The organism is Dictyoglomus sp. SSW (assembly GCF_055181335.1).
Window position 1 is genome coordinate 257,061 of record NZ_CM143705.1, and the last position, 22,412, is coordinate 279,472.

Consider the following 22,412-nt stretch of genomic DNA (forward strand, 5'->3'; position numbering starts at 1 on the left):
AATATCACTCCCCTAATTTATTCTTTATATATCTTTTTCACATAAGGAGATGTAAAGGCTTGAAGAAGGGCAGAATAATTTAAGGAAAAGCTTAAACTATCTCCTACTTTAAGATCATAATCTCCTATATCCACTACTGTATAATCTGATGTAGCTCCTAATACTTCAATACCTGAAATTTCAGGAATAATTCCTTGAGGATCAATATCTTGTCTTCCAAAATTCATAAGAGCTCTTCTCCTTATCCCTTTATCTACAAAGGAAGGCTTATGGGCAAAGGCATCCTCATTTATAACTCCCCAAGGCATCGATGGCTTTTCCTTTATCTCTAAGATCTCCCCTATAAATCTAAAGGTATCAAGACGAGCCCCTGGAATAGGATTTCTAAAAGCAGTGTCCTTCCCCAGCATAATTCCTTCGCCAATTCTCAGATGATTTATTTTTTTTGGAATTTTCCCTTCAAAAAGAAGAGGAATACTACTGGAATTTCCAGCAGATATAAGAGGCAAATTTATAGAAAAAGTTTTTTCAATTTTTTCCACTAAATCTATAAATTCCCAATAAGTCTCTACAGTAGGTACTACACCCCCAAAACATGTAAAATTAGTACCCAGGCCATAGAGTTCTAAATTTTTCATCCTAAGAACTTCCTTTACCACCATTATCAGTTCATCTTTTTTCCATATTCCTTCTCTAATATCCCCCATCTCTACCATAATTATTACCTTATGCTTTTTTCCTAATCTTTCTGAAGCTTCCTCTAAAGCCCTTAAAGTCATAATCTCTGAATTTAAAGAAACATCTGCATACTTTACTTCTTCTTCCACTTGAGAAAAACAAGGAAGCCTAATAAGAGTATACTCTATATCTACCTCTTCTCTCATTCTTTTTATGCTCTCAATCCGAGAATCAGAAAGTCCTCTTACCCCAGCCTTTACAAGAATATCTGCTATTTTAGGATCCCCTAAGGAGACCTTTGTAACTCCATCTATATATATTCCCATTTCCTTTCCCTTTTCTACAATTAATTTAGCATTATGATAAATAGCCTTCAAATTAATCTCTAAAAGAGGTGAACATATATTCATAACCTACCTCCAATTCAAAATCCATGCCCCCAAGATCATTATTATAACCCCTATTATTCTCTTTCTTATATCTTCTTTAAAGACATTTTTAGCAAGAAACAAAGTGACCAACATACTCAACATAGAAAGGGGTTCAGCAACACTTACATCTATACTTCTGAAAGCAATAAGAAGAAACATATAAGAATAAGCATTAATACCTGCAGCTATAGTTACTAATAAAGTCTTTTCTTTTAAGAGTTTGAATATTTCCTTTAATTCTTTTCTAAGAAGTATATAAAAAAACTGATATATAGTAATAACAAGATACAAGAAAAAGCAATAAAAAAGAGAATCTATTTTACCAACTACAAATCCATCAATAGTCCTACCAATAGCAATAAGAAAAGAACTTCCCATCATAAAAAGGGTATCCTTTCTTTTAAAGAGCCCATAGAGAGATTTATATAGATTTTCTTGGCGATTTAAAAAGGAAGCTCCATATACTAATAAAGAAAGTCCCACAATCTTTGATATGGTAAAAGGCTCCTTTAAAAATATACTGGTAAGAATAAGAAGAAAGAAAACATTGAAATTATATAATGGACCAACAAGAGAAGCTTCACCAATGGAAAGGGATTTAACGTATAACACAAAGGAGATGGAATATATGAATCCACTAAGGATGCCATATTTAAGAGTGGATAAATCAAAAGAAGGATTGATAATGGCGAAGGGAAGTAAAAATAAAACAGCAATACCAAAAAATAAAAAAGATGTAACTATACTATTACTATCTGTTCCTACCTTCTTAACTACAATTTTTTCATAACCTAAAAGAATAATTCTTCCAAGCAAAAATATATAGGCCATCATAATGAATATTTTACTATAAGATTGTATAATTTAAAGTGGAATGAGAGAAAAGGTTTTTATAAAATTAATTGTTTTAACCATATTCATAATAAATATCTTATACGCACAAGATATTAAGATAGATTTTTCCTTAGGTATAAATTCTGAATGGAGAATTGATAGATTCCTCCCCCTATTTGTTGAGATCTATAATGAAGGAAACAAAGTAAAACTCATATTAGAAGTAATATATACTCAGGGACTTCGATATGCAGGGTATTGTGAATCTACATACAAGAAAGAAGTAGAAGTACCACCTCTTTCTCAAAAAAGGTTTGAATTTCTCCTTCCCCCAATAGATTTCCGCTATCCAGTTAGAGCCAGAGTTTTAAAAGATAATAAGACTATCAAAGAAGAGAAAATAGATTTTTCATTAGAAAGAATAACCTTACCCCTTGTATTAATAATAGGAAGAGAAATACCAAAGATAGATTTCTTTAAAAAAGCAAGAATAGTAAGAGTATATGATGAGAAGCTTTTACCTATCAATTATAAAGCTTATGACAACTACGATTTAATAATTATAGATAGGAATTTATTTAACTCCTTTTCAAACTCTATAAAAAATTCTTTAATAATGGCAAAGATATTTACAAAAAGGGTCTTATTTAACGATGAAATAAATAAACTTTCCAAATCTATAAAACCCACACCTTATACTATAAGCATTCCTCATAACACTTTCCTATACACACCTGATCCTTCTACATTACAAGGCCAAATGTTCCTTTATCCTGATAGATGGCAGATCCTTATCTTTTTATCTCTGTACTTTATCCTTATCTTTCTTTGGATAAGATTTCTTTTTCAGAAAAGATACTCTTTTATCTCTTTCTTATTCATAATTATTTTTTCATCATTAATAGGTTTTGGGATAAACCAATCCTTTACCAAGGATGCCATAGCCTATGGAGAAAAATATCTAATTTTTCTTGATAAAAATACATATGTTGCAGAAAACCTTATCCATATATCTCTTTTTTCTCCCTTCAAAAGAGATATCACTATAGAATATCCCCCCAATATATTTCTTCTCTATAATGCCTACTATCAGCCTCAAAAAAACAAAACTACTCTATTGGTAGATATCAATAATCAAAGAGCCAATTTATCCCTGGAAAGAAATAGAATATACTTTTTAGAAGGCATATCTTATCATTTTATACCCATAGATATTAAAATTAAGGAGTTAAATGATAGATATATATTGGAGATCTCCAACAATTCTCCTATAAATATAAAAGATTGTGTATTTAAGCATGGAAATAAAGAAAATTATGTGGGATATATTCCTAAAAACGCATATAAAGAGTTCATTATCTGGAAAAGTGGATTAAAAGAGCCTTCTCTTTTAAACGAATTCATAAAAAAATATAGGATAATACCTCCTATTGGAGATAAATTAATAATTTGGGGAAGAATAGATGAGCCCCTGAACCATGTAAAGATTTTAAATATTAAAACCCAAAAAAGTATAGACGGGATTATTATAATTCCTATAGAAGGATGAGGAAAATATGAGAATATGGTGGTTTATTGATTTAAAAGCAAAAATTTCTGATAAGAAATATCTAAGAATTATCTATACTTATTTCTTTATCATAACCCTAATTACCGTCATAATTTGGCCATCTAAATCCTTTGATCTAAATAAGTATTCTATAACAGATCTTTTTCTTATATTTTCCATTGCTCATTTCATATTCATAACATACCTTTCTTCCCTTACTTTCTCAGGAAATCTTATTGCAGAAAGAGAATTTAAGATTATAAACCTTGCTCGCTTTTCACCATTTAAAATAAGAGAAATAATAAGGGGAAGATTTTTATCTAACTTACTTTATCTTATCTTTATCCTTCTTATCCTTCTTCCCTTTAATTTAATGATAGGTTTCTCTGTTGATTTTTCAAAAATAATTATTCTTTACTTTCTTCTTCTTTTAGATTCCCTTCCCATTATGGGATTAGGAATTCTCTGGTCAACCTTTTCCAATCCATCTATAAACTGGCTTCTCCACTGGACCACCTATATCCTATTTATAATTTTTCCCTTTCTCTTCCCATCAACCTTCTTTTTATTTCCTTTAAATAACGTCCTCTGGCTTGTAAAGGCAGAAAACATCCTATATTTAAAGGTAAATTTTTACCCTTCAAGAGACCTTCCTATTATTATAATTTTCTACTTAATTATTTTTTTAATCTCTATACTTATCGCCGAAAAAAGGTTAAAATATTATCAAGGAGTTGATAAAAGATGAGATTTTTTTGATAACATAGAGAAACTTATTAATAAAGTAAATTCCTACCACCTTCTCGATATCATTTTTGTTTCTATATTAATTTTTTTAAACACTATTCTCATTTTTAATCTTCTTTCCGTGAAAATGAACTTTTTTATCCTTCTTCTTCCATTCCCTATTTTTTATTTATATTTTATAAAAAAGAAGAAACCTAATTATTATCAGATAATTCTTCAAACAGATAAATATTTCTCTTTAGATGAAGAGTTAATAACTTTTTGGGAATACAAAGATTACGATGATCCATACGGACTTATGGAAAGATTAAGAAAAAGATTAGAAGAAAAGCTTTCTAAAATAGACTTATCAAAGGCTTACAAATTTAAACCCTCTCCTCTTTTGAAAATTCTATTCCTTATCTTTGTATTTCTTTTAATACTAAATCTTATAACCTCTAAGGATATGCCAAAAAGTATTCCTCATATATTGGAAAACAAAGAAAATCAAGAAAGTAAGGTCAGTAGAATACCTGAAGAAAAGTTAGCTCTTAACGAAGAACTTTCCAAGAAGAATATTCCAAAAGAAAAGATATCTCAAGAAGAGTTTGACAAAGAGAAGTTAAAAGAAATGGAAAAACCAAAATCCTTAGAAGAATTTCTATCCCAATATAACTTGGATAAAAATACCCTAAAAAAAGAAAATAATCAAGCTGAAAAACATAAAGAAGAAAGAAAAGAAGCATCAAGTAAAAATAATAATCAAGAAAAGGGAGAAGAGGGAAAAGAGCAGAATATAAGTAATCTTCCCTTCCAAGGAGCAGGAAAATCCTACGCTTATGCTAATCCTTATGAATCCAAAGAAAAGAGCACTCTTCAAGATGAAAAAGCTCTTAAGGAAGATATGAAGGGTAGTGAAACTCCATCAAATCAAGAGGGAACATTACCAGTTCCTACAGAGAGTGGGAAAGAAGTAGATAAAAATCCAAAATCAGGAAATTTACCAGGTACAGAAGAAAGGCCAGATAAACTTGGTCAAGAAACTCAAAGAAAAGTCTTTACAGGAGAGAAGATATATGTACCACCATCTCAATCTGAAGAACTGGGCAAAAATTATCTATTTCAAGCACCAACCTTAGAAGGAAGAAGACTTTCTCAAGATAAAAGCCTATCTTTCAATCCTTCTTATACTAAGGAGAGAGCAGTATCCTCAAGAATTCTCCCTTTAGAATTTAAAGAGATTTTAAAAACCTATTTTTCTCAGTAAAGGAGGTTTAACAAATTGACTTTATCAATACAAGATTTTACAGCTGTGGTAGATAGAATCAAAAAGGAGATAAGTAAAGTAATTGTTGGATATGATGAAATTATTAATTTTACTATTATATCTCTTCTCTCAGGAGGACATGTACTTTTAGAGGGAGTACCTGGTATTGGAAAAACTCTACTTGTAAGAACCTTAAGTGAAATTTTGGATTTGAAATTTTCTCGTATTCAATTTACTCCGGACCTTATGCCTGCAGATATTACTGGTACCAACATCATTTTAGAGGATGAAAACGGAAGAAAATATTTCAAATTCCAAGAAGGTCCAATCTTTGCCAATATAGTATTAGCAGATGAAATAAATAGAGCTACACCTAAAACCCAATCTGCCTTATTAGAAGCTATGCAAGAAGGAAGTGTTACATCTGGAGGAGTAATATATAGCCTTCCAAAACCCTTCTTCGTAATGGCAACCCAAAATCCTATTGAGATGGAAGGAACTTATCCATTACCCGAAGCCCAACTTGATAGATTTTTCTTTAAACTTATTCTTACCCCTCCATCCCAAGAGGAACTATTAGAGATTATTGAAAGAACTACAAATATTGAGACACCTAAGGTTAATAAAGTGGCAGACGGTAATACTATAGAAGAATTAAAGAAAATTGTAAGAAGTGTACCTATACCAATGGCTGTAAAAGAATATGCTGTAAAGATTGTACTGGCGACACATCCCGAAAGCCCCCATGCTACAGAAAAGGTAAAAAAATATGTAAGATATGGGGCAAGTCCAAGAGGAGCCCAAGCTCTAATTCTTGGAGGAAAGGCTTTAGCCCTAATAGAAGGTAAATCAAACGTAAGTTTCAAAAATATCAAAAAGGTAGCCATTCCTGCATTAAGGCACAGAATAATATTGAGCTTTGAAGGAGAAGCTGAAGGAATAACCACAGATGAAATAATAGAAGACATATTAGAGAAGGTGAAAGAATAACTATGGAAATATTAGATACAGAATTTTTAGAAAAAATAGAGAAATTAAGATTAGCAGTTAAAAAAATTAGGATAATAAGTAATGTGGGGGAAAGGAAAAGTCCCAAAACAGGAAAAGGCACAGAGTTTTCAGATTACCGAACTTATCAAATAGGAGATGAACTTAGGTATTTGGATTGGAATATATACGCTCGTTTTGAAAAATTTCTTGTAAAACTCTTTGAAGAAGAGGAAGACTTAGAAGTACATATTCTACTTGATAGCTCCTTATCTATGGACTTTGGAATTCCAACCAAATTCTTCTATGGGAAAAAATTAGCCTTAGCCTTCAGTTATTTAAGCCTTTCAGCCTGGGAAAAAGTCACCGTCACATACTTCCAAGATGATATAAAAGGAATCATCTCCTTAGAGAGGAAAAGAGAAAATATATTCAAATTATTAGATCAGCTTAATAAATTAGAGGCTCAAGGAAAAACAAATTTAAATGAAGTCATAAAAAAATATGTCTCATCTCTTAAAAGAAGAGCTATTTTAATGGTAATATCAGATTTTCTTTCACCCTATAAAGATGGAATCTTATATGCAAGATACAAAAAACTTCCAGTATATTTAATTCATGTGATCTCAGAAGAGGAAATATCTCCTCCATATGAAGGAAATCTCCAGTTAATTGATAGCGAAACCAATGAAATAATCAATCTATATTTGGATAAATCCCTAATAGAGAATTACAAAAAGACTTTAGATAAATTCCTAAAAGATATAGAAAATTTCGCTTTAAAAACTAATGCAGAATATATGAGAACATCCACCGTTATCCCGGTGGAAGATCTACTTTTTAGATACTTAAGGATGGGAGGATGGCTTAAATGAATATAAAATTTCTTAATCCATCCTTCCTATTCCTATTATTTTTAGAAGCTATCATTATAATCCTTTACTTAATAAAACCAAAAAGACTAAAGATAAAAGTACCAAGCTTAATACTTTGGGAAAAGACCATTGAAGAGAAAAATTTAGGAAGATGGTTTAAGAAGCTTCCTAAAAATCTACTTTTACTATTTCAGCTTCTTATCCTCTTTTTCCTTGTATTATCTCTATCAAAACCTATACTTAGTCTTCCCAGCATAGGATCAAAACCCACAATAATCATCTTAGATTCCTCTGCCAGTATGGCATCAAGGGATATATTACCATCCAGATTTCAAGAAGCAAAATCAGAGATTATAAAACTTATCAAAAGAAATCCCTTTAACATAAAGATGATAATAGCAAAGGAAAAACCAGAAATTATCTTAAATAAGAATGGAAGAGAAATAGAAAAGGAATTAGAGAAAGAAAAAGTCTTTCTTGGAGAAGGAAATTTAGAGGAAAGTATTAGAAAGGCAGAAAGTATATCCAAAGGAATCTCTCATGAAATTCATATCTTTACTGACGGAAGCGATCCTATCTCTATTCCAAAAGATTCTATAAACCAATATTTTTTACATATTATTGGAAGAGAAAGCTTTAATATAGGGATATTAGATGGAAGAATATTTCCCAAGAATGAATATATATATGAGATATTTTTAAAAATTGGGAATTTTTCACATAAACCTCAAGAATTTAATTTAAGGATAATACAAGACAACAATAAATTAAAGGAAGAAAAAATAAGAATGGAACCCAAGGAAATAAAAGTAGTAAAAACTGAGATTACAAAGGCTAAAGGAAAAATAGTAGGAGAAATAGATGTAAGAGATAACCTTCAAGAAGATAATAAAGCCTTCTTTTATATACCAACCTTTTCTCCAAAGGTTTTGCTTATCACCCTTGGAAATCCATTCTTAGAGAAAGCATTAAGATCAATACCCAATCTAAAAATCGATGTCAAAAGAGATTTTATAAATGTAGACCTAAAAAATTATAACTTTTACATCTTCGATGGACTAATCCCTTACTCAGATATATCAGGAAATTTTCTATTTATAGGTGGATATCCTGGCATTAATCCTCAAAATATAGAAAAGATAGGAAAAGTTAAGATACTAAGCTGGGAAGAGCATCCTATCACAAGATTTTTACAACTTTATGGAATAGGTATTGATAATGCTTATACCTTTAAAGATGAAAACTTAAAACCCCTTATATATACTGATAAGGGACCAGTAGCCTATATTTATGAAAAAGGCAATTCAAAAGGTATAGTATTATCCTTTGACCTATTATCCTCATCTTTTATATATAGTGATTCCTTCCCCATCTTCATATACAACTTATTAAGATACTATCTTTCTTATGATCCTCAAAAAAGATGCGATAATTATATGGATTCTCCAGGATTTAAAGAATATAATGGATACCTTTACGCTGTAAACATATTTTCACAAAAAGAATCAGATATATCTAATAAAATAAATATGGAAACAAAAAAGGAAGAAAGTAAAAAGGAAGAAAAAGGCTTTATACAAATAGATCTCTCCAAACCTTTAATATTCTTAGTCTTTCTTCTTCTTATAATGGAGATTTTCTTCTATCAAGGAGGAAAATACTATTCATGATATCTTTTGAAAATCCCATCTTTTTAATACTTATCCCCATAATATATATAATCATTAAAAGATACGGAAAAAGATCTCTATTAAGATCCCTAGAAATATTGCTTATCATCTTTGCGCTATCAGGCTTTCAGATTGTATCTTTTTCTGATAGAACAAATGTATTTTTCCTTTTAGACCAATCTGCCAGTATACCATCTTGGGAAAGAGAAAAAGCAATAAGCTTCATAAAAGAATCACTAAGGTATAAAAAATCCTATGATAGGGTAGGTATAGTATCTTTTGGCGGAGATACAAATGTGGAACATGATCTTTCAGAGAACATAGATATATCCTCACTTACTGGGATAAAGAATCCATATTTTACAAACATAGAAGATGCGGTAAATACTGTACTTGGATTAAAAAGCAAAGATACACCAGCAAGAATTATATTACTAAGTGATTTACAAGAAAATGCAGGAAATATAGAAAATATTCTCAGGAAATTAAAAGAGGAAAAAATACAGATTGATATCTTTCCTCTTAATACATCTTTCTATAAAGAGATAGGTATAGAAAAAATTCAAAATCCGGAAATGGTACATTTAGGACAGGTTTTTCCTGTAACAATAAAAATTAAAAGTTATGGGGTAAAAAACGCCAAATTAAGAATAAGATTTGAAGGAAAGCTATATACTTATGAGCTAAAGGATCTTAAAGAAGATAATATCCTTTCCTTCTCATTAACCTCTCAGAAAACAGGTTTAAAAGAGATAGAAGTTGAAATCTTATCCTCAGATGATACCTACAAAGAAAATAATCTTTATTCTTCTTATGTATATGTGCAAGGCAAACCCAAGATTCTTTATCTTGTAGGTAAGGGCTTTTCCTCCATCTTTCCTCAAGCTCTCATTAATCAAGGTTGGGAAATAGATTTTGATTATCCTAAATACAAAAAAATACCAATGATAGATAACTATCAAGCAGTAATAATAGATAATGTGCCAACCAGTGATATTTCTTTGGATAAAATGGACCTTATAAAAAGATATGTAACAGAAAAAGGAGGTACCTTACTTATACTTGGAGGAGACAAAAGTTTTTCTGCTGGAAACTATCATGGAACTCCTTTGGAAGACATTCTTCCTGTTACATTGAAACCAGAACAGATTCTTAAAAAAAGCAATGTAGCTATTGTAATAGTACTTGACGCTTCTGGAAGTATGGGAAGCTACTCGGGAGGAGAAGCAAAAATAGAACTTGCTAAAGAATCATCTCAACTTGTAATAGACCTTTTGGAAGAAAAAGACTATTTTGGCCTTATTGCCTTTGATCACTCCTATCAATGGATTGTACCTTTAGGGCCTCTTTCAGATAAAGAAAAGGCATCCTCCCTTATATATAAGATATCCCCAGGGGGAGGTACTGCTTTATATCCTCCGCTAAAATCTGCAGGAGAAGTACTGCAACGCGTACCCTTAAAGAGTAAACATATTATAGCTATCACTGATGGTCAAACTGAGGGAGGAGATTTTTATAATCTTGTAAGAGAACTTGCAAAAAATAACATCACAGTTTCCACTATTGGAATAGGAGAAGATGCAAATATCCCACTATTAAAAAATATAGCCAGTTGGGGAAATGGGAGATTCTATCATACATGGAATATCCGAAATCTTCCCCAACTTCTTCTCTCTGAAACTAAAGCGTTATTAAGATCTAACATAGTAGAAAAAAGATTTTTACCCCAAGCTAATTTAGAGGAAAAAGAAGAATTTCCGCCTCTTGAAGGATATGTATTAACTTCTTCTAGATATCCTTACCCAGTCTTGTTATCATCTCCTGAAGGAGATCCCATCTTAGCAAAAGGCCAGTTTGGGTTAGGACAGGTTATAGCCTTTACATCTGCTTTAAAACCCTACTGGGGAAGAGAATGGCTTTCATGGATTAAGTTAGGAAGCTTTTTTAGTGAGATGTTGAGAGAATCTATTCCTCATCAGATTTCAGAGGTTCAAATAAGCATAAGGGGGGAAGGAGGAAAGGGAATTATAAACTTAATCTATACTGATAAAAAAGGAAATTACATAAACTTTGCAGATTTAAAATACAAAGTAATAGATATGGAAGGAAAAGAATTCTCAGGAAATATGATACAAAAATCAGCAGGAAATTATGAGGGCACCTTCCCTATTGATAGATTAGGAAAATATCAAATTACTATTTATGAAAAAGAAAAAATTATTGCAAAGGTTCCATGGATGTTTGGAAACTCTCCTGAATTTTCCTCAAAAAAATTCAATAATAATTTAGCCCAAAAAATTCTTTCTTTTACATCTGGAAAGTTCCTCTCAAATCCATCAGAAGTATTTCGTAGAATATCCTATCCCGATATAGAAAGAAAAAATCTTCTTCCCATATTACTTATAACTTCCCTTATACTTTTCCTTTTAGAACTTTTCCTTAGAAGATTAAAAGAGATAAAGGAGATAATCTTAAACTTCCTTGGAAAAGTAAAAATAATAGAAGATCAAGAATGGTATAAAGAAGTAGAAAAGAAGATATTAGAAGAATTCAAAGGGAGTTCATCTCCATCCATGTTGGAAACAGTATCCTTGGAGATGAGAGCCCGTATGTTTATAGCCCATCTCAAAGAAGAGGAGAGAAAGAAAAAAGAGAAAAAGTAAAACTACTTAAGGTAAAAGGTAGCAACTACTGCCACCATAACTTCTTTTTCAATTGTTGAGGTATTGTAAGTTCCATAATCGCTTATCTCTGTAGAGTTTGGAGCCAAGACTTGTACAGCCCCCATATGTACAGATCTAATTGGACCTACTTTTTGTCCAGTACTTTCTGCAATCTTTTCCGCCCTATTTTTAGCATCCTGCATTGCCTCAGAAAGAAGATTAATTCTTAACTCTGGAAGTTTAGAATAATAATACTCTAAGGACTGGGTTGAGAAGGCTACACCATTATCAGTTAACTCTTGAAAATTCTTAGCAAGCTCTGTTATCTTTCGAATATCATTAGATTGCACCTCTACCGTTTGTCTTAAAATGGAATCCCTTGAATATTGCCTATCACTATAAAGCCAAGGTTGTTCAAGGTATACTGGAGATATGATAACAGTATTTGTATCTATGCCATTCTTTTTCAAAAATTCTAAAACCAAATTTAAATCTCTACTCATCTGTTGATATCCTTTATTAAGTGAATTAGCAGGTACAGTCCTTGTAAAAACTCCTACCCATTTCACTATATCTGATGTAACCCTTTTTCTTGCAGAACCTGTAACCGTTAAAGTATTATCTAAAGACCTTATCCTAATAAATGTATAGGATAAAATAAAAGCACTTATGATTATACTTATTCCCAATATTAATGCCCACAAAACATTATCATTCTTCATCTTGCTTCCCATAATAAAAAAAATTTAGTTTATTATACCAAATATATTAATCATGTTTTCTTATTATAGAACTATAAAATTCATCCAGATCTTTTTTATAGTAGTTTATATCCTCATAACTTTTTCCCATCATATGCCTCATCATAAAATTTCCTTCTTCCTGACATATCCTATCATGAATAGGAAAAACTTCTCTAATTAAAAAGAGGGTAAAGAGTACCAATCTTGAACTTCCATAAACCCTAGTTTCTCTCCCTGGAATAGCCTCCACTCCTACACTATATCCAAGTTTTATACTTTCTATAATATCCTTTAATTCCAAACTTAGTGAAAAAACTACTGTATAATACCAACCAAAAAGACTTCCAGTATCACACCCATGAGCATCTGTAACTCCAACTACAGGAATATTTTCACCCTTACTTTTTTCATAATGGTAAACCATTTGAAGATTATTAGAGGATAATTCAGAAATATGATATCCTCCCACTATCTCCACAGCATCAAAAATCCTCTTTTCATATAAGAGATGAAGGAGTCTTTCTGAAATATAATAGCCTTCTTTAATTCTCCAGAATGGATGACATAAAATACCAAGTCCTTCTGCTTCTCTTATTTTATTAAAAGACCATATAGAGGATGCTAATTGATATCTTTCAGGAATATCTGGTATTTCTAATTTTAACTTTTCCTCTATCTCCCAGACCTCCCGATTATATTTTTCTCTTTCTCTTTCAAATAATTCATTGATACTAAACTTTCCTCCAAAGTTTACAATATGTAAGGGATTATTGGGAGGATGGACCTCTTCTCCAGGAAATATCTTAAATCCCAAATCTAAATCTTTAAAGGTGTCAATAGCCTCAATAGAAGGAAAATATTTACCATGATCTGTAATAGCTACAAAATCTAAACCTATTCTTCTACAAGAACTTGCCACATAGGAAGGAGATTCTAATCCATCAGAATAATAAGTATGAATATGCAAATCACCTTTATAGGGTATTCTCATTAAAAGATCATCATTCACCGAATATATTGAAAAAGAAAAATTTTTATTGCCTATATCTATATAGATCACATGTTCTTGTTCCTCTTCAAAGAAACCCTCTATATAAAGCTTATTCCTATCACGCTTTACTTCAAGCCTCTTATATTCTTGTCTACTATTATAACTAACAGGAGAATGGAAAACTTTAACTTCAACTTCGGGTATTTTCCAATAGGAAAATTTAGGTTCTAAAGTTATAATCGATTTTGTATTTGCTCCTACTACCTTTGGATAAATTTTAAAATAATTATCAAGACTTATCATTTCATATACTCCTTTCTAACAATTTCACCACTTACTTTTAATCATTATCTTTTAAGGTAATAAAAAACAAAAATTCCTTGGTCAGACTCTTAATTTTTTCCACCAATATATAGATAAAATAAACAATACTTATAACATTAGAATAAAGAGTACTACTACTAAAATAATTTCTTAACCCTGAACTTAGAAACCATAAACCAGGAATTAAAATAAAAAGAGAATATAAAAGACTGTAAACCTTAAAAATTGACAGAACATTCTTTTCAGCATTAATTACTCTTAACCTTAACCAAGGAATAAAAAACATTAAAAAGCCAGAAAATAAAAGAGCAAGAGAAAAGATATATCCTTCCTTGGATATCAAAAAAATTATTGAGCTGATCTTTCCATCCCCATCTTTTAGATTTAGCAAGATAAAAACAATATATGGCATTATCGACATTAATGACATTTTGAAAGACTTAGGATATGAGAAAAAATGAATACCCAAAAATATATAAAGAGCAATAATAAACCACTGGGTATACCATCCAAGATTCGTCTCACTTAGAGAAAAGCCATAAAAGATTATAGTACTCTCAATAAGCATTAACAAATAATTAGAAATAGCAGTGCATAAATTATATTCTTTATACTTTAAGAACTCAAGATGAACCGGCATGTAAACTATACCACCAATAAAAGATGCCAAAAACAAAATAATGAATAAAACAGAAAGCTCTTCTTCCTTGTCCCCATAATTTATATAAAAATAAATACTTGTGAATAAAAATAAGATAGAAAAAAGAACCATAAAGGCTATAAACGTCCTATTAATAAAAGCCTCTCTTTTCTTATTTTCCTTTATAGACATTTTTAATCCCAAAAATTAATCTGAGAAAGGTATCCTCAATATAGGATCAAGAATCTTAGGAAAAGGTAAATGAGGTTCTGTTTGGTACCAAAAGGCAGTAGAGGAATAATCATCATATCTATTATTGTTATGTCCCTTTTCTATAGTTACCTTTATAGACTTCTCAAAATAAATAGGATCCTCTATATGGAACCTATAAAGAGTAATATATCCCTTCCAATTATTCTCACCTGGTAATATCAAACCATGGTAAGGAGCAGAATATTTTTGAGTAGGACACCATGCCATATTAAAATAATCTTCAGTACCTGTGCCATGTAATGACGGTGGCCATTTTTCACCATCAATGAATATCATATCATCTCCCTCTCCATACCAATTGAATAAATCCACTTCTCTCCTATTATGTATAAACAAAAAGCATCCCACATAATGCCCTTTACCTTCTGCCTCTAATATTACATAATTACTCTCACCAGTCCTATTTTCACCCCCAAATTGAAAAACATCATTCATGATAAAACCTGAGCTTATACCAAATGCAGATTCCGGTCCTGAAATTATCTCCTTTACTATATCTTCTTCACTTTTACCCTTCGCAATCTCCCTTCTCCATTGGGAATGAAAATATAATGTATTCTCTGGAAACTCTGGCCACAATTCATAATCAATATAATAATATACAGTTAAATCTTGAGAAAAATTCTGATTTTCTATAGAAATAACAGCTCTCTTTTTAAAGGGCATAGGAAACCATAAGTTAAATCCTTTACCATTTTCTGGACTCATCTGTATTGGTAAAGAAACAAAATTCTCAGTCTTACAATGACCACCTCCAAAAAAGTCTCCTATAGGAACCTCAACACTCGGATTTTCCTCCTCATCCCACCACATTCTTAAAATCCCTAATCTCAGAAAATGTTTCTCATTGGATCTAAAAGTCATCCATATATGAACTATTGCCCCGGGACCTTCTATATCTGCTAAAACCTTACTTTCTCCTGCCTTTATTTGTATAAAATCTTTATTCCCCCCACTTTTATCATAACTTGATATTCTCTTTCTCTTTATGTTCCTCTGAAACATCAGAGATCTTAAAGATGTATATGCATATTCCATATTCATCCTCCTGAATTTTCAAAATTTATTAACATAGTTTACCATATAGATAAAGGAGGATAGAAGATTAAATAATGATTAGAGAATCAGGCAATTCGTACTAACCTATAATCGGCACCACCCCTCCCTGGAAATTTTTAAAATAATTACAAGGCAGAAAATAAAGCTCACTGTTAAAGACAAGCAAAATTAAACTCACTTATAATATTCTTTTCATACGCAACCCCACAAGTTTCAATTATTTACCCAAAAATAGAAAAACAGTATCTGTAACTATAACAATTCAAGCTATTTCAATAAATGATATAAGTGTAGCAGATGAAGATAGTCCTTTTAATAAAATATTTCCTCACGAGTCTTTGAAAAAGTAAATTGATATTAAGTAAATAACAAATTGGGATCTCTCAATTTTCTGTCACTTCCCATACAAAACTTTCATTTAATTTCATCATTGATTATTAGCTTAAGAAAAATATACTTGTTTTTAAAGAACTTTTTAAAATAAAAAAAGAGAAGAATATAAACAAAAGCTTATTGTTAAAGATAAATCACAACTTCAGCTATATTTTCTTTTCTCCAAATTTGTTTAAAAAAAGGTTAAAGAAGGCTTATGAAAAAGATTATTAATCTTTTCTTAGTCTTTTTTCTTTTTACCCTTTCAATATCTGGTTTAACATCTAAATATGAATCCGAAGTTTCAATAAGTGTTTGGCAAAAAAACATATAGGGGAAGTAGTGATGACTGGGCTAATTCTGTAAGGCAAACAAGTGATGGAGGATATATAGTTGCTGGAGTTACAACTTCTTTTGGAGCAAGAGGAAAAGATGTATACATCATAAAACTTGATGCAGAAGGAAATACAGGACCATATCCTTCTAAGTAATGAAAGATTAATAATATCAAGCTAAAAATATGATTATCATGATTCTTAAAAAGATCTATTTAAGAGCCAGAAAGCAAAGGCACATAAACTCCTTTTAAAGGACCTAAATGTGAATTTATGATGTTATATGACGAATTCTTACATTACTGAAGATTTCAGTCAATTTTAAATCACACCTGATTTTGAAAAAATTTTCTGAATATATGTCTCATCTTCTTGAAAGATTATGTTGTGTTTTTCAAAATCAACCTTTTCATAGTTGCCATCCCCAAATATCATTTTAATATCATCATAGGAAGATATGGATACGATAAAAGCATCAAGTATTAGAGTAATATCTCTCCCTTTTACTTTTTCATTTACCTTCTTTTCTATTTCTTTTATATAAGATGCACATAATTGAATTTTATATCATTAAAATTTCCTAAATTTCTAATACCTTTTGGATCAACAAAAATCATATTTTGTTTGTTTCCATTTTTAGCCCATATAATGAAATCAGGATAGAAGCCTGAGCTTATAAAAAATCCTATTCCTTTTCTTGATAGGTTTCTAAGTAAAAATATATCTGTGTTTCCAAGTAAATGTTTGTTTTTATTCAAAAAATTTTTAAAATCTTTAATGAATTTTGTCTCACCCCTATTTAATTTTACCGGAATTGCTTTTATTTCTTCTTTGTCTTTCTTCCAGATGACCAACGGGGTATATAGATGATTGTCAAGATGAACTATAAAAGAATTCCAATTTTTCCAATTTTCAGGAAATTTTCCACTATTAGGATCATATTCACTTAGCTGTTTTATAACTTCCTCTATATCTTCTGTTAATTTCATTGGAATTTTGATGATAACCTTATTATCTTCTGGAAACATAGTAGAATGCCATTTAGTTAATGGCTCAACTTCCAAATAATCCATAGTTTTTCTTTTTTCTTCTCTTCTGTAAAACTTCTGAATGTAATCTTTTAAAATCACCAAAATTAAATCGTGAATTATTTTTATTCTTTCAACTTACTTCTTTATACTGATATCTATGTTCATACCTATTGGGAATTTTCCTAAATTCTTGACTTTACATAAAAAAATTATATTAGTATTCTTACATAAAATTGAAATATTTTCAGAGGGATAAAATGAAAATATTAATGAAAATTATGATTATATTGTTTTTATGCTACTTTTTCTCTTCTTTCGAATAGGAACAATAATTTTAATAGCTAATTTCTTTAAGAGAGGCACACCAAAGGATGATAGAGTTTATTCTATTATAAAAAATTACCCTCATTTAACTTATAAAAGTGTGCAATTTAAGTCAAACAAAAGTCAAATTTTAAAGGGATATATCTACTGGAAGAAAGCTGATAAGGCAAGGAAAGGAATAATAGTAATTTCTCATGGATTTGATCAGTCTCATATTGATTATATAAACGAAATAAATTATTTTACAAATAGAGGATTTTATGTTATGGGATTTGATAATACTGGCTGTGGTGAAAGCGAAGGAGAATCTAAAATTGGCATTCCCCAAGCAGTTATTGATCTTGATTATGCATTAAAATTTATTGAAGAGAAAGATGATTTTAAAAATACTCCTATATTGCTTTTTGGGGTTAGCTGGGGTGGTTATGCTGTCTGCTCATTACTATCAAATCCACATAGGATCGCAGGTGTAGTTTCATGTGCTGGGTTCAATTCTCCGCATGAAATGATAAAAAGTTTTTTAATAGATTCTTATGGATTAGGAGGAAGAGTCATTTCCTTCTATACAAATTTATTTGACAGAATAAGATTTGGGAAACTTGCAAGCATAACCGCAATTGATGGAATAAAGAAAAGTACAATACCTATTTTGATTATGCATAGTAAAGATGATGACACTGTAAAATTAAAGGTTAGTATTTACGAAGCATGCAAAATTTTAAATAAACCAAATGTTACCTTAAAAATATATGATAATAAAGGACATATTGTTTATTTATCAGATAATGCTATAAGATACTATAAACAAAAAAATAAAGAATTTGAGGAATTAGCAAGAAAATATGGTGGCTATAAGAAAATACCTAAGGATGTGTTAGATAAATTTAAAAAAAGTATTGACCGCAAATTGCTAAATGAGATTGATCAAGATATAATGGACTATATAGTCAAATTTTTTGATAAAGCAATAGAATTAGCAAAAGCTATCTAATTTTTATTTCATTTTTAAATCATGTTAAACTAAAAATATGAGATTAGGAAATAAACCTATTCCAGAAAATATAATGGGGTTAATCCCAAAAGCTCAAAAGATTCTTGATGAGAATCCAAAGGTAATCTTTGCCTATCTTTTTGGAGGACTAGCAAGAGGAAGAATTACCCCTATTAGTGATGTGGATATAGCAGTATATCTAAAAGATTTTAAAAGTGAGGAGGACATTTTTGATATAAAATTAGAGCTTTTAACTTCTTTATCAGAAGTATTAAATACAGAAGAAATTGATTTAGTGGTATTAAATACTGCTCCTTTACCTTTAAAAGCAAGAATTATACAGAATAAACAAGTATTGGTAGATAAAGATCCAAATTTTAGATACTCTTTTGAATCTTTAACTTTAAGAAAGTATTTTGACTTCTCTATTAAAGAGAAGGCAATTCTTTATAGGAGATTTGGCATTGGTAGATAGAGAGCTGATTTTAAGAAAATTATCAGAAATTGAAGAGCATCTTCAAGAATTAGAAGAATTCAAAGATATATCCATTGAGAATTATGAGAAAGATTGGAAAATTCAAAGAATTGTAGAGAGAACTCTTCAAATTCTTATAGAAATTTGCATAGACATAGCTAATCATATAATTTCTGATGAAAAATGGAGGGTTCCTTCAAGCTATAGTGAAACCTTTAAAATTCTATATGAAAATAGAGTTATTGATAGTGCACTTTTCAAAAATTTGGAAAAAATGGCTAAATTCAGAAATATCATTGTTCACAACTATGATAAAATTTCTCCAGAAGTAATGGTTAATATTCTTAGGAAAGAATTAATTGATTTTTTAAAATTTAAGGATAGTATAATTCTTTGGCTATCTAATAAGTAATATATAGCAAGGCAAATGTATTCTACCGTGAGCCCTCTAAGCTACTTAAATCCTCAAAACAATCTAAACAAACCATTTTTCCTTCTTTTATTCTTATACTTCTTTCGCTTGCCATCTCCCCACATATCTCACATTTTATAGAAGGGTATATTCTCGCTCTCTTAGGAATAGGGTCCTTAGGAGGCTTAAAATCAAAAAGTTCTTCTAAAGATGATGTAAGAATATACCTTGTCCATTCATCTCTGTCTTCTCCTCTTTTTCCTCCTTTAAAAACTATTCTTACTCCCTCATTGGTATCCCTTCTAAGAAAGGTAAATGCTTGTTTTCCTTTATCCTTAAAGATAAGATTTCCTTTACCAAAAGTACATCCAAGTATGTATTGAATGGCATCCACTCCACAAGCATTATTCTCCGTTATACATACCACCTCTTCATCCTCTGAAAAAGTCAAATTAAGCTTTTTAATAGCAGCTTCTGCTGCCCTATATCCTATAGCAAGTCCAGGACATGAATGCCCATGAAAAGATACACATTCATCCCAAAGAAGATCGTTGAAAAAGATTTTTCTTCTTGGCCTTTTTATAGCATCAAGGTCATATACATAAGGCTTAATATCTAAAAGAGGACTTTTATCCAAGGCATCTAAACCTTTAACAACTAAATTATTCCCTTCGATTCTCACAAGATCCACAACACAAAAAGCAATTGGATTTGGCCTTGATGGAGATCTAGTAGCAAAAACTCCTTTTTCTTCAGGTCCCCATGGAGTTACTGTTTTTAATACATCTCTTCTTGCCCTATCACACCAGTACAGAACAATAATATGTCTCAAATCTTGAAGATTCTGAATTGCATCTATATATTCTGGAAATACCTCAATAATAGATTCTTCTACAGGATTTGCCCATCTTCCTTGAAAAGGACCCTTTTCTTTATACGGACTATGAATTATTCCGATAGGTTTTAATTCCGTAAGAATCCCTCCCTTTACTACATAGGTATCACTATAGGAATACCTCTTACCTTTTCTAAAATTACAGGTATTCCATAAACCTCTTTAATCACTTCCTCATTAATCGAATTTATATCTCCATAAGAAAATATGGTACCGTTTTTTAAAAATATGAATTTATCTGAAAATCTAAAAGCCAGATTTAAATCATGAAGCACTATAATAGCTAATATATCTTGGGTTTTAACATGCTCTTTCACTATACTGAGCACCTCTATCTGATTCTTTAAATCCAAATTATTTGTTGGTTCATCCAAGAGCAAAATCTTAGGTTCCTGAGCAAGAGCCCTCGCAATAATAACCTTTTGAAGCTCTCCTCCTGATATCTCATTAATATTTCTTAAGGCCAAATCTTCCAAATTTAATCTTTCTATTATATTCCTTACAACTTCCATATCTTTTTGACTTACATCCCATTTAATATAAGGGCGTCTTCCTAAAAGAATAGCATCAAATACTGTTAAGTTTGTATAATCATACTTTTGGGAAACATAACCTATAATCTTTGCAAGATCCTTTCTTTTTATACTGCTCAAATCCTTCTTGTCCAAATATATAGCCCCTTCTTTAGGCTTTAAAATTCTGTTTATACACTTTAAAAGGGTAGATTTTCCTGCCCCATTATTCCCTAAAATACATAAAATCTCTCCCTTTTCTACTTTAAAAGATATATTTTTAAGAACAGGTACGCTCTTATAACTAAACCCAATATTCTCAATCTCAAGAATCATCTTCTATACCTCTTAGAAAGAAGGTATAAAAAGAAAGGAGCACCAAGGAAAGAAGTAATAGCTCCAACAGGAAGAACAATTGGTGATATAATAGTTCTTGCCAGAGTGTCAGAAAGAAGAAGTAAGACCCCTCCAGAAATACCCGAAGCCGGAATTAAAAATCTATAATCATTTCCCACAAATCTTCTCATTATATGGGGAGAAATTAAGCCAATAAATCCAATAACTCCACAAGAAGCTGTCACTACAGCAGAGATAAAAGAGGAAATAAGCATACTAATAATTCTTTCCCTTTCCACATTTATACCTAAGCTCTTTGCCGTTTCCTCTCCACTTTCCAAAGTATTATAATCCCACCTTTTAAACATAAAATATATAAAGCTAAGAAATACAGAAATAGTCATTATAGTAAGCTCTCTCCAAGAGATTCTCCCTAAATCTCCAAAGGTCCAAAAAACCACAGTAGCTATTTTCACTTCATCGGCAAAATATTGCAAAATTGTAGTAAGAGCAGAGAAAAGAGATCCTAAAGCAACACCAGAAAGAACCATAGCCTCAGGAGTTACCCTATAGTTTATGGAGAGAATAATAATAACAAAAGTTGCTAACATAGAGCCCCAAAAGGCAAAGAGAGGAACAAGATAAGGTATATTTTTACTTATCATAGTTATGGCCAATGTAGCACCAAAAGCTGCCCCTTGAGATATTCCTAAGGTAAAAGGAGAGGCTAAGGGATTTCTCAATATATTTTGGGAAATACATCCTGCTAAAGAAAGACCTATTCCAGCTACAACAGCCCCAATAATCCTTGGTATCCTTATATCCCAAATTATAATTCTTAACCTTTCATCTCCTCTTCCCAAAATAGTCCTTATCACATCCTTAAGAGAGATACTATAGGACCCCGCATTAAGGGCATAAAAGGAAATAAAAAGCATCCCAAAAGCTATAGAAAGAATTATCCATATCTTTCTATTTATGTATAACTTATATTCTTGAATTAAATCTTTTCTTTCCAT

21 protein-coding genes and 1 pseudogene are annotated in these 22,412 nt (G+C 30.7%); 11 read left to right on the plus strand and 11 right to left on the minus strand.

The genetic code is table 11. The features are described from left to right. Positions 1-17: 17 nt before the first annotated feature. Both ACY3JM_RS01185 and ACY3JM_RS01190 read right to left on the minus strand, forming a co-directional pair. The gene (locus ACY3JM_RS01185; protein ID WP_463111492.1) at positions 18-1,088 is read right to left on the minus strand and encodes an alanine/ornithine racemase family PLP-dependent enzyme; all 1,071 of its coding nucleotides are present in this window, start codon (positions 1,086-1,088) and stop codon (positions 18-20) included. 3 nt (positions 1,089-1,091) lie between these two features. Then, positions 1,092-1,943, minus strand: a complete 852-nt coding sequence (locus ACY3JM_RS01190) for a DMT family transporter (RefSeq protein WP_463082980.1) — start codon at positions 1,941-1,943, stop codon at positions 1,092-1,094. A gap of 40 nt (positions 1,944-1,983) precedes the next feature. On the opposite strand from ACY3JM_RS01190, the gene ACY3JM_RS01195 reads away from it, so the two are divergent. The 7 genes from ACY3JM_RS01195 (at position 1,984) to ACY3JM_RS01225 (ending at position 11,680) form a co-directional block, all read left to right on the plus strand. Next, positions 1,984-3,492, plus strand: a complete 1,509-nt coding sequence (locus ACY3JM_RS01195) for a hypothetical protein (RefSeq protein ID WP_463111493.1) — start codon at positions 1,984-1,986, stop codon at positions 3,490-3,492. 7 nt (positions 3,493-3,499) lie between these two features. Continuing rightward, positions 3,500-4,240, plus strand: a complete 741-nt coding sequence (locus tag ACY3JM_RS01200) for a hypothetical protein (protein WP_463111494.1) — start codon at positions 3,500-3,502, stop codon at positions 4,238-4,240. Positions 4,241-4,366: 126 nt separating this feature from the next. Then, on the plus strand, positions 4,367-5,485 hold the full coding sequence (locus tag ACY3JM_RS01205; RefSeq protein ID WP_463111495.1) for a hypothetical protein: 1,119 nt from the start codon (positions 4,367-4,369) through the stop codon (positions 5,483-5,485). Positions 5,486-5,500: 15 nt separating this feature from the next. Continuing rightward, positions 5,501-6,475: an AAA family ATPase gene (locus tag ACY3JM_RS01210; RefSeq protein WP_463082984.1), complete on the plus strand. Its 975-nt coding sequence runs from the start codon at positions 5,501-5,503 to the stop codon at positions 6,473-6,475. 2 nt (positions 6,476-6,477) lie between these two features. Beyond that, positions 6,478-7,347, plus strand: coding sequence for a DUF58 domain-containing protein (locus tag ACY3JM_RS01215; protein WP_463082985.1), 870 nt, complete (start codon positions 6,478-6,480; stop codon positions 7,345-7,347). Then, on the plus strand, positions 7,344-9,017 hold the full coding sequence (locus tag ACY3JM_RS01220; RefSeq protein ID WP_463082986.1) for a vWA domain-containing protein: 1,674 nt from the start codon (positions 7,344-7,346) through the stop codon (positions 9,015-9,017). The genes ACY3JM_RS01215 and ACY3JM_RS01220 overlap by 4 nt, the downstream gene beginning before the upstream one ends. Beyond that, the gene (locus tag ACY3JM_RS01225) at positions 9,014-11,680 is read left to right on the plus strand and encodes a VWA domain-containing protein (protein ID WP_463082987.1); all 2,667 of its coding nucleotides are present in this window, start codon (positions 9,014-9,016) and stop codon (positions 11,678-11,680) included. Before ACY3JM_RS01220 ends, ACY3JM_RS01225 begins: the two co-directional genes overlap by 4 nt. Positions 11,681-11,682: 2 nt before the next feature. On the opposite strand, the gene ACY3JM_RS01230 is transcribed toward ACY3JM_RS01225, so the two are convergent. Genes ACY3JM_RS01230 through ACY3JM_RS01245 form a run of 4 tightly spaced genes read right to left on the minus strand, consistent with a single transcriptional unit; the run spans position 11,683 to position 15,689 of the window. Further along, the gene (locus ACY3JM_RS01230) at positions 11,683-12,414 is read right to left on the minus strand and encodes an SIMPL domain-containing protein (protein WP_463082988.1); all 732 of its coding nucleotides are present in this window, start codon (positions 12,412-12,414) and stop codon (positions 11,683-11,685) included. 34 nt (positions 12,415-12,448) lie between these two features. Next, complete coding sequence (locus ACY3JM_RS01235) at positions 12,449-13,717, minus strand: PHP domain-containing protein (RefSeq protein WP_463111496.1); 1,269 nt, start codon at positions 13,715-13,717, stop codon at positions 12,449-12,451. A gap of 37 nt (positions 13,718-13,754) precedes the next feature. Next, complete coding sequence (locus ACY3JM_RS01240; protein WP_463082990.1) at positions 13,755-14,570, minus strand: hypothetical protein; 816 nt, start codon at positions 14,568-14,570, stop codon at positions 13,755-13,757. Positions 14,571-14,585: 15 nt separating this feature from the next. Then, complete coding sequence (locus tag ACY3JM_RS01245) at positions 14,586-15,689, minus strand: glycoside hydrolase family 172 protein (protein WP_463082991.1); 1,104 nt, start codon at positions 15,687-15,689, stop codon at positions 14,586-14,588. 704 nt (positions 15,690-16,393) lie between these two features. Here ACY3JM_RS01245 and ACY3JM_RS01250 point away from each other — a divergent pair. Beyond that, positions 16,394-16,573, plus strand: a complete 180-nt coding sequence (locus ACY3JM_RS01250; protein WP_463111497.1) for a hypothetical protein — start codon at positions 16,394-16,396, stop codon at positions 16,571-16,573. Between the two features lie 380 nt (positions 16,574-16,953). Here ACY3JM_RS01250 and ACY3JM_RS01255 read toward each other — a convergent pair whose 3' ends face one another. Beyond that, positions 16,954-17,550, minus strand: coding sequence for a hypothetical protein (locus ACY3JM_RS01255; RefSeq protein ID WP_463111498.1), 597 nt, complete (start codon positions 17,548-17,550; stop codon positions 16,954-16,956). 193 nt (positions 17,551-17,743) lie between these two features. On the opposite strand from ACY3JM_RS01255, the gene ACY3JM_RS01260 reads away from it, so the two are divergent. Genes ACY3JM_RS01260 through hepT form a run of 3 tightly spaced genes read left to right on the plus strand, consistent with a single transcriptional unit; the run spans position 17,744 to position 19,650 of the window. Further along, the gene (locus ACY3JM_RS01260) at positions 17,744-18,763 is read left to right on the plus strand and encodes an alpha/beta hydrolase family protein (RefSeq protein ID WP_463111499.1); all 1,020 of its coding nucleotides are present in this window, start codon (positions 17,744-17,746) and stop codon (positions 18,761-18,763) included. Positions 18,764-18,800: 37 nt separating this feature from the next. Further along, the gene (gene mntA, locus ACY3JM_RS01265) at positions 18,801-19,238 is read left to right on the plus strand and encodes a type VII toxin-antitoxin system MntA family adenylyltransferase antitoxin (protein WP_463082995.1); all 438 of its coding nucleotides are present in this window, start codon (positions 18,801-18,803) and stop codon (positions 19,236-19,238) included. Next, positions 19,228-19,650, plus strand: a complete 423-nt coding sequence (gene hepT, locus ACY3JM_RS01270) for a type VII toxin-antitoxin system HepT family RNase toxin (protein ID WP_463082996.1) — start codon at positions 19,228-19,230, stop codon at positions 19,648-19,650. The genes mntA and hepT overlap by 11 nt, the downstream gene beginning before the upstream one ends. Positions 19,651-19,672: 22 nt before the next feature. Here hepT and ACY3JM_RS01275 read toward each other — a convergent pair whose 3' ends face one another. The 4 genes and pseudogenes from ACY3JM_RS01275 to ACY3JM_RS01290 all read right to left on the minus strand — a co-directional run bounded on the left by ACY3JM_RS01275 (position 19,673) and on the right by ACY3JM_RS01290 (position 22,412). Next, positions 19,673-20,212: an FmdE family protein gene (locus ACY3JM_RS01275; protein ID WP_463111813.1), complete on the minus strand. Its 540-nt coding sequence runs from the start codon at positions 20,210-20,212 to the stop codon at positions 19,673-19,675. A 27-nt stretch (positions 20,213-20,239) separates the two neighbouring features. Next, positions 20,240-20,629: pseudogene (gene tsaA / locus ACY3JM_RS01280) on the minus strand (tRNA (N6-threonylcarbamoyladenosine(37)-N6)-methyltransferase TrmO); the annotation flags it as partial. An 11-nt stretch (positions 20,630-20,640) separates the two neighbouring features. Next, positions 20,641-21,393, minus strand: a complete 753-nt coding sequence (locus tag ACY3JM_RS01285) for an ABC transporter ATP-binding protein (protein ID WP_463082997.1) — start codon at positions 21,391-21,393, stop codon at positions 20,641-20,643. Continuing rightward, complete coding sequence (locus ACY3JM_RS01290) at positions 21,390-22,412, minus strand: FecCD family ABC transporter permease (protein WP_463082998.1); 1,023 nt, start codon at positions 22,410-22,412, stop codon at positions 21,390-21,392. Before ACY3JM_RS01290 ends, ACY3JM_RS01285 begins: the two co-directional genes overlap by 4 nt.

Coding starts and splice junctions, on each gene's coding strand:
- ACY3JM_RS01195 (WP_463111493.1), top strand. CDS start 1,984: ATGAGAGAAAAGGTTTTTATAAAATTAATTGTTTTAACCATATTCATA.
- ACY3JM_RS01185 (WP_463111492.1), bottom strand. CDS start 1,088: ATGAATATATGTTCACCTCTTTTAGAGATTAATTTGAAGGCTATTTAT.
- ACY3JM_RS01235 (WP_463111496.1), bottom strand. CDS start 13,717: ATGATAAGTCTTGATAATTATTTTAAAATTTATCCAAAGGTAGTAGGA.
- ACY3JM_RS01230 (WP_463082988.1), bottom strand. CDS start 12,414: ATGGGAAGCAAGATGAAGAATGATAATGTTTTGTGGGCATTAATATTG.
- ACY3JM_RS01260 (WP_463111499.1), top strand. CDS start 17,744: ATGCTACTTTTTCTCTTCTTTCGAATAGGAACAATAATTTTAATAGCT.
- ACY3JM_RS01240 (WP_463082990.1), bottom strand. CDS start 14,570: ATGTCTATAAAGGAAAATAAGAAAAGAGAGGCTTTTATTAATAGGACG.
- ACY3JM_RS01285 (WP_463082997.1), bottom strand. CDS start 21,393: ATGATTCTTGAGATTGAGAATATTGGGTTTAGTTATAAGAGCGTACCT.
- ACY3JM_RS01220 (WP_463082986.1), top strand. CDS start 7,344: ATGAATATAAAATTTCTTAATCCATCCTTCCTATTCCTATTATTTTTA.
- ACY3JM_RS01290 (WP_463082998.1), bottom strand. CDS start 22,412: ATGGAAAGAAAAGATTTAATTCAAGAATATAAGTTATACATAAATAGA.
- ACY3JM_RS01225 (WP_463082987.1), top strand. CDS start 9,014: ATGATATCTTTTGAAAATCCCATCTTTTTAATACTTATCCCCATAATA.
- ACY3JM_RS01190 (WP_463082980.1), bottom strand. CDS start 1,943: ATGATGGCCTATATATTTTTGCTTGGAAGAATTATTCTTTTAGGTTAT.
- ACY3JM_RS01215 (WP_463082985.1), top strand. CDS start 6,478: ATGGAAATATTAGATACAGAATTTTTAGAAAAAATAGAGAAATTAAGA.
- ACY3JM_RS01245 (WP_463082991.1), bottom strand. CDS start 15,689: ATGGAATATGCATATACATCTTTAAGATCTCTGATGTTTCAGAGGAAC.
- ACY3JM_RS01205 (WP_463111495.1), top strand. CDS start 4,367: ATGAACTTTTTTATCCTTCTTCTTCCATTCCCTATTTTTTATTTATAT.
- mntA (WP_463082995.1), top strand. CDS start 18,801: ATGAGATTAGGAAATAAACCTATTCCAGAAAATATAATGGGGTTAATC.
- ACY3JM_RS01200 (WP_463111494.1), top strand. CDS start 3,500: ATGAGAATATGGTGGTTTATTGATTTAAAAGCAAAAATTTCTGATAAG.